The 18,410-nt window shown below is 30.5% G+C and carries 21 protein-coding genes; 17 read left to right on the top strand and 4 right to left on the bottom strand.

Going from position 1 to position 18,410, the window contains the following annotated elements; translation table 11 throughout:
* Window positions 1-15 precede the first annotated feature (15 nt).
* The 4 genes from LL038_RS06420 (at window position 16) to argH (ending at window position 4,085) form a co-directional block, all read left to right on the top strand.
* Window positions 16-663, top strand: a complete 648-nt coding sequence (locus tag LL038_RS06420; RefSeq protein WP_071612811.1) for an amino acid ABC transporter permease — start codon at window positions 16-18, stop codon at window positions 661-663.
* 15 nt (window positions 664-678) lie between these two features.
* Window positions 679-1,410, top strand: coding sequence for an amino acid ABC transporter ATP-binding protein (locus LL038_RS06415; RefSeq protein ID WP_290443054.1), 732 nt, complete (start codon window positions 679-681; stop codon window positions 1,408-1,410).
* A gap of 117 nt (window positions 1,411-1,527) precedes the next feature.
* A complete protein-coding gene (locus tag LL038_RS06410; RefSeq protein WP_216126034.1) occupies window positions 1,528-2,733 on the top strand; it encodes an argininosuccinate synthase in 1,206 nt (401 codons plus the stop codon).
* A 38-nt stretch (window positions 2,734-2,771) separates the two neighbouring features.
* Window positions 2,772-4,085: an argininosuccinate lyase gene (argH, locus tag LL038_RS06405; RefSeq protein ID WP_216126031.1), complete on the top strand. Its 1,314-nt coding sequence runs from the start codon at window positions 2,772-2,774 to the stop codon at window positions 4,083-4,085.
* A gap of 144 nt (window positions 4,086-4,229) precedes the next feature.
* Here argH and LL038_RS06400 read toward each other — a convergent pair whose 3' ends face one another.
* A complete protein-coding gene (locus LL038_RS06400; RefSeq protein ID WP_216126029.1) occupies window positions 4,230-5,291 on the bottom strand; it encodes a patatin-like phospholipase family protein in 1,062 nt (353 codons plus the stop codon).
* A gap of 159 nt (window positions 5,292-5,450) precedes the next feature.
* Here LL038_RS06400 and LL038_RS06395 point away from each other — a divergent pair, with 159 nt between their 5' ends.
* From LL038_RS06395 to LL038_RS06380, 4 genes are all read left to right on the top strand, one after another.
* Window positions 5,451-6,011, top strand: a complete 561-nt coding sequence (locus LL038_RS06395) for a PadR family transcriptional regulator (protein ID WP_216126026.1) — start codon at window positions 5,451-5,453, stop codon at window positions 6,009-6,011.
* Between the two features lie 23 nt (window positions 6,012-6,034).
* Entirely contained in the window at window positions 6,035-6,730 is a 696-nt protein-coding gene (locus tag LL038_RS06390; protein ID WP_216126023.1) for a flavodoxin family protein, read from the top strand.
* Between the two features lie 23 nt (window positions 6,731-6,753).
* Window positions 6,754-7,386 (top strand): septation protein IspZ, encoded by a 633-nt coding sequence (locus LL038_RS06385; RefSeq protein WP_216126019.1) that lies wholly within the window; start codon window positions 6,754-6,756, stop codon window positions 7,384-7,386.
* A 149-nt stretch (window positions 7,387-7,535) separates the two neighbouring features.
* The gene (locus LL038_RS06380; RefSeq protein ID WP_216126018.1) at window positions 7,536-8,012 is read left to right on the top strand and encodes a GNAT family N-acetyltransferase; all 477 of its coding nucleotides are present in this window, start codon (window positions 7,536-7,538) and stop codon (window positions 8,010-8,012) included.
* A gap of 180 nt (window positions 8,013-8,192) precedes the next feature.
* Here LL038_RS06380 and LL038_RS06375 read toward each other — a convergent pair whose 3' ends face one another.
* Together LL038_RS06375 and LL038_RS06370 are read right to left on the bottom strand one after the other, a co-directional pair.
* Window positions 8,193-9,164 carry a Gfo/Idh/MocA family protein gene (locus LL038_RS06375; protein WP_216126017.1) on the bottom strand — a complete coding sequence of 324 codons (972 nt, stop codon included), beginning with the start codon at window positions 9,162-9,164 and terminating at the stop codon, window positions 8,193-8,195.
* A 15-nt stretch (window positions 9,165-9,179) separates the two neighbouring features.
* Complete coding sequence (locus LL038_RS06370) at window positions 9,180-10,034, bottom strand: MurR/RpiR family transcriptional regulator (RefSeq protein WP_216126016.1); 855 nt, start codon at window positions 10,032-10,034, stop codon at window positions 9,180-9,182.
* 367 nt (window positions 10,035-10,401) lie between these two features.
* Between LL038_RS06370 and rpiA the strand changes: the two genes are divergently transcribed.
* Complete coding sequence (rpiA, locus tag LL038_RS06365; RefSeq protein WP_216126015.1) at window positions 10,402-11,088, top strand: ribose 5-phosphate isomerase A; 687 nt, start codon at window positions 10,402-10,404, stop codon at window positions 11,086-11,088.
* A gap of 97 nt (window positions 11,089-11,185) precedes the next feature.
* Window positions 11,186-11,344, top strand: a complete 159-nt coding sequence (locus LL038_RS06360) for a zinc-ribbon domain-containing protein (RefSeq protein ID WP_216126014.1) — start codon at window positions 11,186-11,188, stop codon at window positions 11,342-11,344.
* 314 nt (window positions 11,345-11,658) lie between these two features.
* Here LL038_RS06360 and LL038_RS06355 read toward each other — a convergent pair whose 3' ends face one another.
* Window positions 11,659-12,030, bottom strand: coding sequence for a pyridoxamine 5'-phosphate oxidase family protein (locus LL038_RS06355; protein ID WP_216126012.1), 372 nt, complete (start codon window positions 12,028-12,030; stop codon window positions 11,659-11,661).
* 186 nt (window positions 12,031-12,216) lie between these two features.
* On the opposite strand from LL038_RS06355, the gene LL038_RS06350 reads away from it, so the two are divergent.
* The 7 genes from LL038_RS06350 to LL038_RS06320 all read left to right on the top strand — a co-directional run bounded on the left by LL038_RS06350 (window position 12,217) and on the right by LL038_RS06320 (window position 18,409).
* On the top strand, window positions 12,217-12,720 hold the full coding sequence (locus tag LL038_RS06350; protein ID WP_216126009.1) for an RrF2 family transcriptional regulator: 504 nt from the start codon (window positions 12,217-12,219) through the stop codon (window positions 12,718-12,720).
* Between the two features lie 140 nt (window positions 12,721-12,860).
* The gene (locus LL038_RS06345) at window positions 12,861-13,373 is read left to right on the top strand and encodes a GrpB family protein (RefSeq protein ID WP_216126007.1); all 513 of its coding nucleotides are present in this window, start codon (window positions 12,861-12,863) and stop codon (window positions 13,371-13,373) included.
* A 78-nt stretch (window positions 13,374-13,451) separates the two neighbouring features.
* Complete coding sequence (locus tag LL038_RS06340) at window positions 13,452-14,246, top strand: class I SAM-dependent methyltransferase (protein WP_268056008.1); 795 nt, start codon at window positions 13,452-13,454, stop codon at window positions 14,244-14,246.
* A 313-nt stretch (window positions 14,247-14,559) separates the two neighbouring features.
* On the top strand, window positions 14,560-16,002 hold the full coding sequence (locus tag LL038_RS06335; RefSeq protein WP_216126005.1) for an esterase/lipase family protein: 1,443 nt from the start codon (window positions 14,560-14,562) through the stop codon (window positions 16,000-16,002).
* A gap of 222 nt (window positions 16,003-16,224) precedes the next feature.
* Window positions 16,225-17,013 carry a sugar phosphate isomerase/epimerase family protein gene (locus LL038_RS06330; RefSeq protein WP_216126004.1) on the top strand — a complete coding sequence of 263 codons (789 nt, stop codon included), beginning with the start codon at window positions 16,225-16,227 and terminating at the stop codon, window positions 17,011-17,013.
* A gap of 163 nt (window positions 17,014-17,176) precedes the next feature.
* Entirely contained in the window at window positions 17,177-17,746 is a 570-nt protein-coding gene (locus tag LL038_RS06325) for a histidine phosphatase family protein (protein WP_216126003.1), read from the top strand.
* Between the two features lie 111 nt (window positions 17,747-17,857).
* Window positions 17,858-18,409, top strand: a complete 552-nt coding sequence (locus tag LL038_RS06320; RefSeq protein ID WP_216126002.1) for a GNAT family N-acetyltransferase — start codon at window positions 17,858-17,860, stop codon at window positions 18,407-18,409.
* Window position 18,410 lies beyond the last annotated feature (1 nt).

Below are 18,410 nucleotides of genomic sequence, written 5' to 3'. Positions count from 1 at the left end.
ATTGGGAGGTCAAGAATGGATATAAGTATTTTAAAAGAAATGTTTCCTGTATTATTACAAGGAAGTTTGCTTACAATAGAATTAACTATAATATCAGTAGTAATCGGAACTTTAATAGGGATAGTTACAGCATTAATGAAACTATCTAAAAATAAATTACTGGCTTGTGTAGCAGGGTTTTACACCTGGATATTCAGGGGAACGCCTATGCTTCTTCAATTATTTGCTTTTTATTATGTATTACCATTTGTAGGTGTTCAGCTTTCACCCTTTCAAACGGCAATAATAGGACTTAGTTTAAATTCAGGAGCATATATGGCAGAAATAATAAGAGGTGGAATACTATCGGTAGATAAGGGACAATTTGAAGCTTGCAGATCCTTAGGATTCACCTATATAGATACTATGAAAAGAGTGGTATTACCACAAACTTTCAAGATAATTATTCCATCAGTTGGTAATGAGTTTATAACAATGCTTAAAGATACGTCATTGGTGTCAACCATTACTATGTCGGAAGTTATGAGAAAAGCACAGATTTTATCTGCATCAACATTTAGACCAATGGAATCTTTCTTTATAGCAGGATGTTTGTATCTTTTAATGACAACAATTTTTACTACAGTATTTTCACATTACGAAAAAAAACTGTCAGTATATTAGCAGAGGTGATATAGGATGTATATGATTGAGACTAAAAACTTAACTAAAAAATTTGGTAAACTAACAGTGTTTGAAGGTCTAAATGTAACTGTTGAAAAAGGAGAAGTGTTAGTTATAATAGGTCCTTCTGGTTCAGGGAAAAGCACGTTTTTAAGGTGTTTAAATCATCTTGAAGTACCCAATGATGGCGAGGTTTTTATTGAGGGAGAAAAGTTAGATGTTAAAAATAAAAAGCATATGAGAAATACCATTGAAAAAGTAGGTATGGTATTTCAAAACTTTAACTTATTTCATCATATGACTGTAATGCAAAATGTAATCGAAGCTCCAATTACAGTTAAACATGAAGAGAGAGACGAAGTACTAAAAAGAGCAAAAATAATTATTGAAAAGGTTGGACTTAAAGAAAAGGTAGATGAATACCCGTCCAAGTTATCAGGAGGTCAAAAACAAAGAGTAGCTATAGCAAGGTCACTCGCTATGAGACCTGACATAATGTTATTTGATGAACCAACATCTTCATTAGACCCGGAACTAGTTGGAGAGGTTCTAGGAGTAATGAAAGATCTTGCAAAAGAAGGCATGACAATGGTTGTTGTAACCCATGAAATGGGATTTGCAAAAGATGTAGCAGATAGAGTGATTTTCATGGACGGAGGAAAAATAGTAGAAGAGGGAACGCCAGAAGAATTATTTATGGCTCCTAAAGAGCGGCGAACTAGAGAGTTTTTAAATAAAGTACTTTAGGGTAACGCTTGTTATTCACATATATTTATTTACAAATTAGTAAACATGATTATTCATTAAAATAATTAATAGGTTGATATTAGTACAAAATAAACAAAATTGAAAGGGGAAATTAAAATGAAGGAAAAAGTTGTTTTAGCATATTCAGGAGGATTAGATACTTCTATAATAATAGCTTGGCTTAAGGAAAACTATGATATGGATGTTGTAGCAGCATGTATTAATGTTGGACAAGAGGACGATATGAAAGCAATTGAGAAAAAGGCTATGAGTTCAGGAGCTGTGAAAATATATATTGAGAACTTAACAGCACAGTTCATCAAAGAGTACGTATTTAAAGGTGTTAAAGCAAATGCTACATATGAAGGAAAATATTTATTGGGTACAGCTTATGCAAGACCATTAATAGCTAAAAAACTTGTAGAAATTGCACATAAAGAAGGGGCAAAATATATATGTCACGGATGTACTGGTAAGGGAAATGATCAAGTTAGATTTGAAGTTGCAATAGCAGCTATAGATCCGTCTATTAAGATTATTGCTCCTTGGAGAATTTGGGATATAAAATCAAGAGAAGATGCTATAGATTATGCTACTGCTAGAGGTATAGAAATCAATGTTACTAAGGAAAAAATATATTCAGTTGATCAAAACTTATGGCATGCAAGTCATGAAGGTGGAGATATTGAAGATTTCAAAAATGATCACAAAAGAGAAATGTACCTTATGGTTACACCTCCAGAACAAGCTCCAGATGAACCTACTCTTGTAGATATATATTTTGAAAAGGGAATCGCTACAAAAGTTAACGGAGTTGAGCTTGAACCAATAGATATCGTTAAGATATTAAATAAAATTGGTGGAGAAAATGGAATAGGTGTTGTAGATTTAGTAGAGAATAGACTTGTTGGAATGAAATCAAGAGGAATATATGAAACACCAGGTGGTACTGTTCTTTATGCAGCTCATAAAGAACTAGAGGAAATAACTATAGATAAAGATACTCTTCATTATAAATACCAAGTATCACAAAAATACGGAGAACTTGTTTATGATGGACTTTGGTTTACTACAATGAGAGAAGCTCTTGATGCCTTTGTAGATAAAACTCAAGAAACTGTAACAGGATCTGTTACATTGAAGCTTTATAAAGGAAATATTATGGTAGCAAGTAAAGAATCACCTAATGCACTATACGATGCAAGTATCTCTTCATTTGGAGCTAGCGTATTATATGATCATAAAGATGCAGAAGGATTTATTAACTTGTTCGCATTACCAAGTAAAATAAAAGCATATAAACATTTAAATAATTTTAAATAAAAATTACAAAATATACAAAAGGTAAAGTGGGTGACAATATGAAACTTTGGGGCGGAAGATTTTTGAGTAAAGAAAGTAAGCTTATGGAGGACTTTAATAGTTCTCTTAGCTTTGATAAAAAATTGTATTATGAAGATATTATTGGAAGTATTGCTCATGTTAAAATGCTAGCAAAATGCAACATTCTAACAAATGAGGAAACTAAAACTATAGTTGACGGTTTAAATTCTATAATGTCTGACATCAAAGACGGTAAATTAAAAATCGAAGGCGATTATGAGGATATTCATAGCTTTATGGAAATAAACCTTATTAAAACCATAGGTGAAGTAGGCAAAAAACTTCATACAGCAAGAAGCAGAAATGACCAAGTTGCAGTGGATATGAGATTATATTCAAAATATAAGGCTTTGGATGTTATTGATAATTTAGATATAATTTTAGGAACAATTAAAATATTAGGGAACGAAAATGCTGTTATAATGCCTGGTTATACACATATGCAAAGAGCCCAGGTAGTAACATTTAAGCAACATATAATGGCATATTACAGTATGCTTAGTCGAGATAAGAAAAGGCTTACTAGCGCTATTGAAATTATGGATGAAAATCCTCTTGGATGTTGTGCTCTTGCTGGAACAACGTATGATACTGACAGAGAATTTACGACAAAAGAGTTAGAGTTTAAAAAGCCTGTAGATAATTTTATGGATGGAGTAAGTGATAGAGATTATTTATTAGAACTTCTATCTGCATTTTCTATAATAATGATGCATTTTAGTAGACTTAGTGAGGAATTGATTTTATGGAGTACTAAAGAATTTAATTTCATTGAAATTAGTGATGAGTTCTCCACAGGTAGTAGTATAATGCCTCAAAAAAGAAATCCAGATGCAGCAGAATTAATAAGAGGAAAAACTGGAAGAGTATACGGAGATTTAATGAGTCTCCTTACAACTATGAAGGGAATCCCGCTTGCCTATAATAAAGATATGCAAGAAGATAAAGAGCCTTTCTTTGATGCTGTTGATACAGTATTAAAATGCATAAAAATTATGAATGAAATGTTAGGAACTTTAAAAATTAAAAAAGATAATATGCATAATGCAGTTAAAAGAGGTTTTTTAAATGCTACGGAAGCTGCAGATTATCTTGTTAACAAGGGAATGGCATTTAGAGATGCTCACTCCGTTATAGGAAATATTGTTATTACATGTGAGAAAAAAAGTAAGGCAATTGAAGAATTAAATTTAGATGAACTTAAGAGTTTTAGTGATTTATTTGAGGAAGATGTATATGAATTTATAGATTATGAAAACACTTTAAGTAGAGGTATAAAAAAAGAAATGTAAAACTTGATTTATACATGTAACAATATGGATTTAAAATAAAAAACGTACCAAGTGAATTTCTGCTTGTTACGTTTTTTTTATGATATTTTCAAAAGTAAATGGTTTTTGTTATAAATTAAATTCTAAAAATTTTAAAGGATAAATTTAACAAATGCCATTTGATGTAAAATTATCACAAATACGTTTAAAAGTTCTATTATTAAGAGAATTAACTCTCATAATTCTATGCTTTTTAAAGTCGCTTTCGAAGGTTTGGAGAAAATCCCTAGCACAAGCTTCACCGGAAGTATACAAGTCAATTATTTTTTTACTTTCTATATTAAAATCTGTAGTTTTAATATCAAGAGTATCGATTTTTACTGTTCGTAAAAAATTCATCTCGCTTATATGAATATCATCTTGTGCTTCTAGCATAGTCTCAATTATTGAGCTAGTGAAGTTTAAAATATTTGTAATTTTATGTTCTCGTATTTCTTTATTCCCTCCAAGTTTAAAACCAATGGTTGGCCAGTTTGGTATACCATTTACATCAAAAAGCCAAACTGGGTAATTGCTTAAAACACCACCATCAACAATTAGAGATTTTCTATTAGAATTTATATTAGATAACTTTACAGGTTGAAAAAAGTATGGAATAGATATGCTCATTCTAATTGCCAAACTTACCTCAAACTCATCAGGATTTATGCCGTATTCAGCAATATCTTCAGGTAGTATTATCATCTTTCCGCGGCTTATGTCCGTTGCTATAATGTGCAGTTTATATTTTCTTTTATACTTTTTATTATTTAAAAGAATACCTTGTTCATCTGGAATTATCAAGTCCCCAAAAGTTACTTTTTTTTTACTGCGTAGTTTAAGTTTATTTGAAAGAGCATCATCAATCCAGTTTTTTATATAATCCCCTTTAAAAAGACCCTTTTTTAAAATTAAATTGTAAGCATTAGAGAAAAAAGGCATAATAGAATAATTTTTATCAGCAATTTTTGTATAATCTAGATCCATCATTAATTTTTTTATCTCATCACTTGAGTAGCCAACTGCAACTAGTGCAGCTACAATGGAGCCCGCAGAATTCCCACAAATATTTTTCCACTGATATCCCTTTTGCTCAAATGCTTTTAAGGCACCGACAAGACCAATACCCTTTACACCACCACCCTCAAATACAATATCAGCGAATTTTATACTGCTATATATATTCATATAATACCACCCCTTCATGCTTAATATATGAATATGTATATTGCTATGACCTATAATATTGAAATAATGTGTAAAATAGTATTGACTTTGTGTATCACACTGATATAATATGAATATAATATATCACAGTGATATATAAAGGAAAGAGGCGAGGTTAAATTGGCAAAAACAAATAAAACTAAATATGCTCTTCTGGGAGTGCTTAGTTTAATGTCAGGTTCAGGATATGATATTAAAAAGTTTTGCGATTCTTCAATAGGTTATTTTTGGAATGAAAATTATGGACATATATACCCTGTGTTAAAAACAATGGAACAGGATGAAGTGATAACAAAGCAAGTAGAGCAAACAGAAGGAAGACCAGCCAAAAATGTATATTCTATTACTGAAAAAGGTAGGAAAGAATTGGAAATATGGCTGATGCTTCCAGTAGAGCGTGCACCGGGTAGATCTGAACTGTTGTTAAAGATATTTTTGGCTAGAGACATACCTGTAGAAAATATTATTGAAAAACTTCAACAAATAAAAGAGGAAAGTGAAAAAGAACTTATTCAGTATTCAAAAGTTGAGAATGAATTAAAGTCTAACAAGCATAAAATAGATAAAAAGAATCTACTATTATGGATTACTACACTTAGCTATGGGAGATATGGCGCTGAAGCAAATATAAAGTGGTGTGAGGAAACCTTGAAAATTTTAGAAGAAACAAAGGATTTATAAAATTGTATGATAGGAGGATTTTTATGAAAATTTTAGCTTTAAATGGAAGCCCACGAGGGGAGAAAGGAAATACTGAGGTTATTTTAAAACAATTTCTTAAGGGCTGCAAAAAAGCTGGTGCAGAGATAGAAACAGTTTATCTTAAGGATAAAAATATAAAACATTGCAGTGGATGTTTTTCATGCTGGACTAAAACTCCTGGAATATGCATATATAAAGATGATATGGAAGGTTTGTTAGTTAAAGTATCAGAAGCAGACATAATCGTATATGCTACTCCGTTATACTACTTCACCGTTACAGGAATCATGAAAGATTTTATGGATCGTATGCTGCCATTAAATAATAGTGAAATAGTTAAGCTTGGTGAAAATTACTCCCATCCAAGACGTGTTAAAAGAGAAATTCCTACCAAATCTATTTTAATTTCAAATTGCGGGTTTCCTAACAGTACTAATTTTTCAGGTTTATTGGAGACTTTCAAGGTTATGACAAAAGGAAATCTAGCAGGGAGTATTCTATGTGCACAAGGTGGAGTACTAAAGGCTATTAATACTAATGACATGCTAAAGAATTTGTATATGCCATTTTTCTCAGCATTAGAGAATGCAGGAGAAGAAATAGTTCAACAGGGATATATAAAAACTGAGACACAAATTATATTAGATAAAAATGTACTCGATCCTGAGACTTATGTAAAAGCCGCAAATAGAGGCTAAAATAATGAAAAGGAGGTTTAATCATGAAACAATCATCTAATAATACAAATAAAAATCAGTCATTATTAAAAAATATATTTAATAAGGAATTTGTCGTAAGTGCTATTATTCCAGTTATAATATTCTCAGCTTTTGATAAATTTAAAATGACTCTTACTGGAGTAATACTATCTGGATTGTGGTGTATAGGTGTAGTTTTAATTGATTTTATTAAAGAGCATAAAATTAATGCTCTTGCAGCCATGGCTGGAATCTTTTCAGCAATTGGATTGATAGGTACTATAGTTTCAAAAAATCCTACATTTTATTTAGTAGCTCCTATAGTTCAGGATTGGCTATATGCTTTAATCTTCTTTGTTTCTTTATTTTTCGAAAGATCATTAGTTCAGATAATAGTAGAACAAAGCTTTTTAAAAAATGTATCTGAGGAGTTTCGAAGAAAGCCGAAATATAAATCAGCTTGGAGGATACTTACTTGTGCTTGGGGAATTTTAAATATAAGTCAAGCAGTTTTAAGGATGATACTATTACATTCCATATCTATGAGTTCATACTATGCAATAAGCATGGCATATTCCAATATTTCAGGACCTTTACTAATAGCATTTTCTATATCATTTCCAAAGTGGTATTGGAAAACGGGAACGAAGAGCTAATTACTAAGAAATTAGTGTAGAAATTTCTTAGTAATGTATAGGGGGTTTCTACTTTTTTCTACAAAATATAAAGGAAAATTGTGAATGTTTATTGAATTATGTAGAGATACGTTTTATAACAAGTAATGTGTGTTAAGGAGCCGATAAAAATGATAAGGCAGATAGAAAGAGATGAGATTAAAGTATGTGTAGAAGTAATTAGAAAAAGTTTTGAAACGGTAGCACAACAATTTAATCTTACAAAAGAGAATTGCCCTGGAAATGCAAGTTTTATGAAGGCTGAAAAGTTATATAAACAGTATGATGGAGGTCGATTAATGTTTGCTTATCTGGATAATGGTATAATTGTAGGTTATTTTTCGCTTAGCAAAAATGATGGTGGGAGTTTTGAACTGAATAATATTGCTGTATTGGTAGAATATCGTCATAAAGGTTATGGCAGAGAAATGATTATTTTTGCAATAGATACAGTCAGAGGAATAGGAAGTAATAAAATTACTATTGGATTAATTGAAGAAAATACAAAATTAAGGAATTGGTACAGTAGTTTAGGATTTATACATACAGGCACAAGAAAGTATAAACATTTACCTTTCACAGTAGGCTTTATGAAATGGGTTCAATGATATAACTTAATAAATATACAATTGCACTGTTCAGATTTTCATTTAGCGGACATTGATCGAATCAAATGTTTTCAACTTGCAGCAGAATTATGATCTCCCTACTCTCAGAATAGAGAGTAGGGAGATTCTTTTGATAATAATTTATGATTGACTTGGGGTTAACTAAAAATAAATAAAATTCTATTCGAAAGGATATACGAACCCCCATTGATTTCTTATTTCACTTAGTAAGTGAGTAACATCAACTGTTAACGCAAGTTGATCATCACCAGTATTATTTGTAATATATTCTTGCATATCTGTTACTTCATAGTTAAGAGCTTTTGCTGTTTCTCCTAAATTAAGTTCTTCTGTTCTACCATCTTCCGAGTAGAAAATGGTAGCTTTATCAGCCCTTGGATAATTGTTTACTTCAATATATCCTAATTCACCTGCGACTACACCTCTTTTGGGTTGTTTCGCTCTCATAGTTAAAGCCATAACTGCCATTTGATCGCAATCATTTTTCATAATAATACCAGATTGTTCATCTACTCCGGTTTCAAAATATTTTGCTGTAGTAAGAATTACATTTGGTTTGCTCTCCATAAAGTATCTTGCAAATGAGGTTGCATAAACACCAATATCTAATAATGCTCCACCTGCTAATTCCTTACTGAAAAAACGATTGTTTACATCATATTCTTTACAGCTTCCGAAGTTAACCTGCACCATTTTTACTTTACCTATAGCTCCTGATTTAACAATTTCTCTTAATTTTTTATATAGGGGCATATGGAACATGGTCATGCCTTCTACAATGACTAAGTTTTTTTCTTTAGCAATAACAACGACTTCATCTAACTGTTTTGCATTTACTGTAATTGCTTTTTCGCAAAAAACATGTTTCCCATTTTTTATTGATTTTAATATGTATTCATAATGTAGATTATGTGGTGTAGCAATATATACGATATCAATTTTAGGATCCTTAATCATCTCGTCATAGTCATTATAAATATTTGCTATATGAAATTTATCTGCAAATGCCTTTAATTTTTCTACGTTAGGGTTACATACTGCATAAATCTCGCCATTTACTTCATTTAAGGCAGTTGCCATTTCTCTACCGATATTCCCTGTTCCTAAAATAGCCCAATTATACTTTTTCATTTTATTTCCTTCTTTCTATATTTTATCATCAGCAGTAGACAGTTCGTACCTACTGATATTTTGATATACATGATCTTTACCTACAGTTAAGAATAAATACAAAATTTCAATAACCATAGAAGCAGATACTCTAGAAAAACAATACTCATCCATAAATAATTTTTCTCTTGTTGCTGTTGTAATATGATAGTCGCTAGCCTTAGCAATTGGTGACAAATCATTATTAGTAATAGCGATGGTAGTTGCTCCCTGCTGATTAGCTACCTCAATTATAGTCATTAGCCTTTTAGAAGCTCCAGAGTTAGATATTACAATTACTATATCATTTTTTGTTAAATTATAAGTATATGCTAATTGAGTTTCCCAGATAGTATTTGATACTGCCAAAATTCCAATTTGGTTAAACTTAAAAGTTCCATCTAGAGCAACCGGAATAGTATTACCAACTGCTACGAATTGAACAGATTTTGCATTTTTAAGTAAGTCTAATATTTCTTTGAATTTTTTCTCATTTATCATAGAAATGGTCTGCCTAAGTTCTTCAATCTTATTAGCTAAGATATTCTGCAAAGACTGGCTAATATTATGTTCGTCAATGTCATTGGATACTGGTATAGCACCATCCTTCGATTCAACAATCTCTTTCGCAAGACTTATTTTCAAATGATGAAAACCTTTCATATTGCATTTTTTACAAAATCTAGAGATAGTTGCTTCGCTGGCACCACTTGCTGCCGATAACTCTGCAATGGTCATTTCTATAACTTTTTCTTGGTTGTTCATAATATAATTTGCAATCTTCTTTTCTGCTTCAAAAAAGTTGTCGTATCCAGAAAAAATTATATCTAGTGCTGTTTTTCTATTTTCCATATTTATCTCCTTTGCAATATTAAGTAAAATATTAGTGCTACTTATCCTACATGATTTAATTTTTTATTTCTACCCTTACTATACTGTGACGATTTAATTTTGTCAATAATATTATCAAGAAACTATATTTCTTGAAATATTGATTTTGATACTAGTTAGTTTAAGGGTAATTAGACATTATTATTTTTCAATTTGATTATGGCAGCAGGAAAATACTTTATGGATATGATTCAAATCCACCGTATCCAATAGTATTGACAAAGAGATAAGATTATATTAATATAATCATACAATCCGAGAAATAAAATTTCTTATAAAAGCTCAATGTTAAATTATATTTTATAACTGAAAAAGGAGAAAAATGAAATTGATTAATGACGATTTAAAGAAAGACTGTGCTAAAGAAGCTCTGAAATATATAAAAAGCAACACAATAATAGGCCTAGGTGGAGGAAGTACTATATCTTACTTGATAGATTATATAAGAGAAGATAAAGGACTTAAGGTAAAGGTGGTTACACCATCTGTTAAAACAAAAATGTTATGCATAAAAAATGGTCTAGAGGTTCTACATACTTGCTGTGTGGATAAAATAGCTGTGGCTTTTGATGGATGTGACGAAGTTGATGAAGAATTAAATGCATTGAAAAGTGGTGGAGGAATACATACTAAAGAAAAGTTAATTGCTAGTATGTCTCAGGACTATATACTTCTTGTAGATGATACTAAAATTGTAAAGACATTAACATTTAAACATCCTGTTGTACTTGAAATTCTGCAAGACTCATTAAAATATGTTGAAAAAGTTGTTAAGGAATTAGGAGGAAAGCCAACTATTAGAAATAGTTCTGCAAAAGATGGATTTACAATAAGTGATAATGGAAACTTGTTAATGGATGTATTTTTTGAAAATGTTAAGGATATTTACAATCTTGAAAATAGTTTAAAAAATATTTGCGGAGTAATTGATACCTCTCTATTTACAAATGTAGTTACTAAAGTCATAATTGTTGGTAAAGATGGTACTAGGATTATTTCTAAAAAAGAGGTATAGAAGTTAATTACTTTTTTGATTATTTATGGTACAAAATATTGCCATACGACATAATATATAACAGTGTTAACATAATTAAATTGGAGGCAATTTTGTAATGGCAGATAAGACTTTAGTTTGTAGTAATTGTGGTAAAGAATTCATATTTACTGAGGGTGAACAAGAATTCTATAAAGAAAAAGGATTCGAAAATGAACCTAAAAGATGCCCAGATTGCAGAAAAGCAAGAAAAGTACAAAGAAGTACAAAGAAGTAAGCAGAAAATAGTATAAGATTTATTGCTAGTTCCTTGAGCTTATTTATATAATAGACATTTATAATGCTTATTATATAAATGGGCTCTACTTTTTTCAAAAACAAATATGTAAAAAAACAGACACAACAGTACCTGTTGTAAAAGTAGGATAATAGAAACGTAATGTAAAGGAACCGATCTTTTAGATAACGGTTCCTTTTTTATTAAGTTTCATTTTAAGTGGTTTTGTATTTTATTTTTTAACTAATTTAAATTTAAGTCAATAAACATTATTAGATCCTTTATGAAAGAACCATTTATTAAAAATATAGTTTCTAAATTGTTTGTTTTGCAGATGTAACTGTTATTTCTAAAACTCTATTTAGAAAAGAAAATTTTTCTTTCATCATATCAAAGTCTGCACCTGATTTAACAAATTTTGCAGATCCTTCGATTAAGAAACCAGTTCCTAGTGTCCTATATCCCATAACTTCTTTACTGCCTATTGTAACTTTAATTTTATCGTTTTCTTCTATGTTCTTTTGGGTTTTTATCATTCCAGCAGCAGGTATTAATAACCTACCATCCTCAGTAGCATTAATATAAGAGTTCCAAGTATTAGCTACATGTGATTCCTTGTTACTACAAGTAACGATAGCTACAACTCCCTCATGTGAAATAACCTCAAGCAATTTTTCATTTAACATTAATTTTTCCTCCTTTAATTTTACTAAGTGATGTATAATATAGATAATACAGATACGTATTGTCTGCCTTTATTATATAGTGACAAATTTTAAAAGTCAACAATAATTGAATAAAGTTTATTGACTACTAAAAAATAATAAAGTAATATGAGACGATTATCTTTTTATTTAGGAGGCGGGATTACAATGCAATTTTCCATAGGCGTAGAGTATGCATTACATTGTTTATTATATATGATAGATATTCCAGCAGGGACAGCAGTTGGAATTAAAGACTTAGCAGCATTTCAAGGAGTATCAGAAACTTATTTATCAAAGGTATATACGAAATTAAGAAAAGCAGGCATTGTAAGATCAATTATAGGTGTTAATGGTGGATATGAGTTAGTACGTGATCCTGAAAGTATAACATTTTGGGACATAGTTCAGGCAGTAGAAGGAAACAGTCCGTTATTTCAGTGTGCAGAAATTAGGCAAAATGAGATTTTGTTAGATAAAAAAAATTTGCCTGATGCATATACAAAATGTCCTTGCTTGATAAAAGTTGTCATGCTAGAAGCGGAAGAACAGATGAGAATTTATTTAAACAATAAGACTTTAGGTTGGTTACATAAGCAAGTGAGCAATAAAATACCACCAGAGCACAAAAGGGAAACAGTTGAATGGTTTAATAAACTTAAATCAAGGTAAAGCACCTATTCAAATAACGAATTTTGATTATATGGATGTGATTTGCAAAATATCTACAAAGGTATTTATATCCCTTTGTAGAATTTTAATTTTATAGAGAAGGATGTATGCATCACTATTATCTATTTGGGGGTAAGAAAATGAAAACACTAAAAGTAATTGTTGTTCCATATGATTCTAATTGGAATAATGAATTTATAAAAATAAAGTTGTATTTAGAAAAAGCACTTGAAAACAATATTATTGCAATTGAACATGTAGGAAGCACTTCGGTAGAAGGGTTATTCGCTAAACCAATTATAGATATTGATGTTATTATTGAAAACAATGATAAATTTGATGATGTTAAATCTTGTCTTGAAAAATTAGGGTATTATCATGAAGGCGATTTAGGAATAAGAAATAGAGAAGTGTTTGATTATATTGAAAAGCATGATTTTATGACTCATCATTTGTATGTTTGCCCACGAAATTCAGTTGAGTTAAAAAGGCACATTACTTTTAGAAATTATTTGAGAACACATAAGGAAGACAGGGAGAAATATAGTGCAATTAAATTACAATCAGCACTAAGGTATCCTACAGATATTGATAATTATTGCGAAACTAAAAGTCCTTGTATTACTGAAATTTATAAGAAATGTGGATTATGAGTATCGTAATTGTGCGATATATGAATAATTGTATAATATTGTTAATTAAGATTGTTTATATTATGGGAGGTAGCTGAAATGTCTGTTATGAATAAAACCGAAAATGTAAAACAACAATATTCTGATGATAAAAATTTGTCTATAAGAACTAATTTGCATTTAAAGCATAGTACAAATAAACAAGGATTTGTGTCTTGGTTATTTGATAAATACGAGTTTTCTGATAACTGCCGCATATTAGAACTTGGTTGTGGAAATGGTGGACAATGGCAACATCAGATTGAAAATCTACCTAAAGGTTGTAGTTTGACACTATCTGATTTTTCTAACGGTATGGTAGATATAGTTAGAAAAAATTATTCTAAATACGACAATACTTCATTTCAACAAATTGATATACAGAACATTACTTTTCCAAATGAAACTTTTGACGTTGTTATTGCTAATCATATGCTATACCATATTCCTGACTTGTCAAAATCATTATCTGAAGTAAACCGTGTGCTTAAACCTGGCGGTAAGTTCTATTCAACTACTAATGGTAATGGTGGAATGCGACCCTTTTTGCATAATGCACTAAAGCATTTTAATCCCGCTTCCAAATCATTCACACAGGAATTTTCTTTTAATCTCCAAAATGGATATGAAATACTAAGTGACCATTTTTCAGATGTGAAAAGGATAGATTTTGAAGATTCATTATCAATTACAGAAACACAAGATTTAGTTGATTGGATAAAATCTACTATATCTATAGCGAGTTATTCAGAAAATGACCTTTATAAATTATTTGATTATTTTGAAGATATAAGAAAAAAACATGGTGCAATCAATATTCAAAAAGAATGCGGTTTATTTATCTCAGTTAAATAGCTATTAACCTCTACAAATAAACATAATCTATAGAAAACTTATAACGCGACATTCTTTTTTCATGACATTAACCGTTTGTATATATTTTACATTTTAAATGATTTAATTAAGTAAATATATTAATGGTTTAATAAGATATTAAGGAGAGGTTAATCTTATGAACTAAAATCAACCTTACAAATAAAGTGAGCACATTTTAGTTCAATATTTGAATTAATTGGGAATTTAGGCTATTAGTTTAATGGTATAATATAAATATACAGGAAATCAAGTGATTAATTACCAAAATTATTGACTAAAGGTGGCTTAAACGGTGTTATTTATAACAATATTTGTCTTAGCAATACTAATAATTAGCATTATATGCTTAGATATTAGTAAGAAGGTACACATACTCAATAAAAAGTTCATGAGCATATATTTAATTTTTGCACCTCATGTTTTTTTGTTAGGGTTTTTTTTTAGCGAGCGCACTAAATTTGGACAAGATCAAGTTATATGCAAACGGATTATTTTAATTCAAATAATTCTTTTTGTTTTTTTTATTTGGTTAAAAGTAAACATAGTTCCAAATACTAAAAATCAAATTGTTAACATTAGACTAAAGGTAATGATAGGTGGCAAACGTCTTGTTCTCTATGGTCTGTATGTAGCATTTATTCAAGTCTTAATTTACCTAATTGGTTTTAAATCAACGCAAGGCATTGTTATTCCTAAAAATATTTTTGTAATAGACACTATTATTATGGTGTTGACTACTATTACTTTACTTACAAATGGAATGTTGCGAATATTATGTACTTCACGAAGATTAAGTATAGTAAAACGTTACATTGTAGCCGTTATGGTCTTTATTCCAATCATAAATATTTTTATAATGTTGTATGCTTGTCATATTGCAAAAATAGAATATGATCATGAGTGTTATAAAGTAATTAATAATGAGGCACGTGTTGATTCAGAGGTATGTAAAACAAAATATCCTCTTGTACTAGTTCACGGTGTTGGATTTAGAGATTTAAAATATATTAATTATTGGGGAAGAATACCTAAGGAATTGATTCGTAATGGGGCAACGGTTTATTACGGGAATCAAGAAGCTTGGGGAACAGTTGAGTATAATGCTTTGGATATTAAAGAAAAGATCCTTGAAATCATTAAAGAAACAGGAGCTGAAAAGGTAAATATTATTGCACACTCAAAAGGAGGACTTGATGCACGTTACATGATTAGTAAGTTAGATATGGGAAACTATGTTGCTTCACTAACAATGGTGTCATCCCCTCATAGAGGATGTAAGTTCGTTGATGTTGTTAGTAATATGCCTGATAAACTTTACAAGGGTATTGCAAAATTATTTGACAAATACTATAGGGTCTTGGGTGATAAAAATCCTGACTTTTATACTGCAAGTAGTCAATTTACAACTCATCATAGTAAAAAGTTCAATGAAGAGGTAGTAGACGTAAATGGAGTGTATTATCAAAGTTATGCAACGGTAGTAAAAAATATGTTTAGTGATTATGTAGTAACTATTCCTTATATTCTAGTTAAGTTAACAGAAGGGGAAAATGATGGCTTAGTATCTATTAATTCTGCTAAATGGGGAGAATTTAAAGGTGTGCTTAGAAGTAAGAATAGGCGTGGAATCTCTCATGGAGACATTATTGATTTAAGAAGAGATGATTATAAGGGATTTGATGTTATAGAAAAGTATGTAGAGATTGTGTCAAACCTTAAAAATGAAGGATATTAGGTAAAAGTGTAAGAAGTGTGTAAATTCATACACTATTGCGAAGGATTATAAAAGTAAATATTTATGCTAATCTTGATACAACCTTAGTATAAATTGTTATTATAATTATTCCAATACTTATAACTATAGTTATTCTAGATAAATGTACAAAAAACAGCACCTCATGACAAATAATGTTGAATATAAAAGCTATGACAAAAAAAGCAAGAAAGGAAGTGTATTATGATTACCATTTATGATTGGTTTGGCTATGAATTGCCAATAAAGGAACGTTATCGGTTAATAAAAGAAGCCGGATTTGATGGTGTTTTATTATGGTGGAGTGATGGCTTTGGTCGTGACTGCTTTGGTCAGAAGGATTACCGCAACGGGCCACAAATTGCACGAGAAGCGGGTCTTTTTATAGAAAACATCCACACACCAGTCCAAAATGAGAACAACCTCTGGATTGACAATCTTGACGGTGAAGCTTTAACGGATTGCTATTTGCAATGTATTGCAGATTGCGCCGAATTTGAAATTCCGACAATGGTGGTGCACCTGCCTAACGAAGACAATCCATATAACGCATTGGGACTGGATAGAATCAAAAGAATCACTGAAAAAGCTGAACAGCTTGGTGTCAATGTTGCACTGGAGAATTTGCGGAACCTTGCAAATTTGGCATATGTGCTGAAGCAAGTGGATTCCCTGCGTATCGGATTCTGTTATGACTGCGGACATCACTACCACTACTATCCAGGCTATGATTTATTATCCATGTACGGTTCCCGGGTGATGGCAGTACATTTACATGATAATAACGGAAGTCATGCCCAACATGGTTTACCCTTTGACGGCACGATTGATTGGTCCACAGCCATGAAAAAAATCGCGGAAACGGGTTATTCTGGTGCGACTGCAATAGAGTCTATGAATTGGGATTATGAGGATTTATCTGCTAAAGAGTTTTTACATAAAGCATTTGAGCGAGCAAAAAGACTGGAAGCATTAAAAATTTATAATCCATGAAAACGGAAATAATCTATATAGTACTTAATCCTGTTGCAACAATGAAATATTATTGATTTAAGAAAGGTGAGATGTTAAAACTATCAGTGAAGAATTCTAAAAGAGGAAAAATATAGTGGTTTGTGCAAATATTATTTCCAGACTAAAACGAGGAGATGGTTTTGTGAGTATTTTTTTACTAAGACATGGCGAAACAGATTGGAATACTATAGATAGGTGTCAAGGACACACAGATATCCCACTAAATGAAACAGGGAAAAAGAAGATTGAACAAGTTGCTTTTATGTTCAAAAGAAGTATTGGTGATATTAATTATATTGTATCTAGCCCTCTATCTCGTGCCAATGAGAGTGCATTGATTTTTTCAAATAGTATTGGTTACAAGGGAGAAATAATAATTGATGAATTATTTATCGAGAGATTTTTTGGTTTAGCGGAAGGTTTGTTAGGAGAAGAGATTAAATTTAAGTTTCCCAATTTAGACGTCCCTGAAATGGAACCGGAAAAAACTGTTTTTTCTAGAGCATTACAAGGCTTAAATTACTACGATAGCATATACTCTGATGTAAATATATTAATTGTAACACATGGTGCTGTGTTAAAGACATTAGTAGATAATCAACCAACTTGCTGTGGAGCAGACATCAACGTAGTAAAATCTGTCCCAGGCGGACTATTTAAATTAGATTTACGAAATGGAGAATATCAGATTAAAGAAATTAAGACTCTATAAGGTGAAACTATGGAAACATTAATAAATGAAAGGTTAATATTAAGACAATAGTTTAATTAAGTAAATATATTAATGGTTTAATAGGATATTATAAGTACCGGAGGGTGTTAAATGAATAATTTTCATGAAAATTATCAGCTAATTTTATTGTCAAAGGAATATTTGAGAGAATTATATAACTGGAATATTGCAGAAAAACATTTTAAACAATTTACATGTCGACCATTAAGATCACAAAAATCATATGATGAATACGTTAATAAAATGATGGATTCGATTGATAGTATAAAAGAAAAAACTTATATATTAGTAAAAAGAGATAATAATAGTGTCCCTTTGGGTAAAATTAAATTATTTGATTATAATCCAAGAAATCATAGTGCTGAATTTGGCTATTATTTACCTAACCAAAATAGAAACAAGGGGTTAGGCAGCATTATATTAGAACAGTTTATAGACCTCTCATTTTCCGATAGTGATTATAATTTAAACAAGTTATACGCTACTACAGCCTCAAATAATATTCCTTCACTAAGACTTTTGGAGAAGTATAAATTTAGATTAGAGGGAAGGTTAAGAGAGCATTATTGGATTAATGATAGTAAATATGACCAATGTGTTTATTCTATTTTAATATCCGAGATAAAGAAGGAGCTGTTTTAAG

This window comes from Clostridium estertheticum (assembly GCF_026650985.1).
Classification (GTDB): Bacteria; Bacillota; Clostridia; order Clostridiales; family Clostridiaceae; genus Clostridium_AD; species Clostridium_AD estertheticum_C.
The sequence above is the reverse complement of the archived record's forward strand: the minus strand, read 5'-3'. Positions and strand labels throughout refer to the sequence as shown.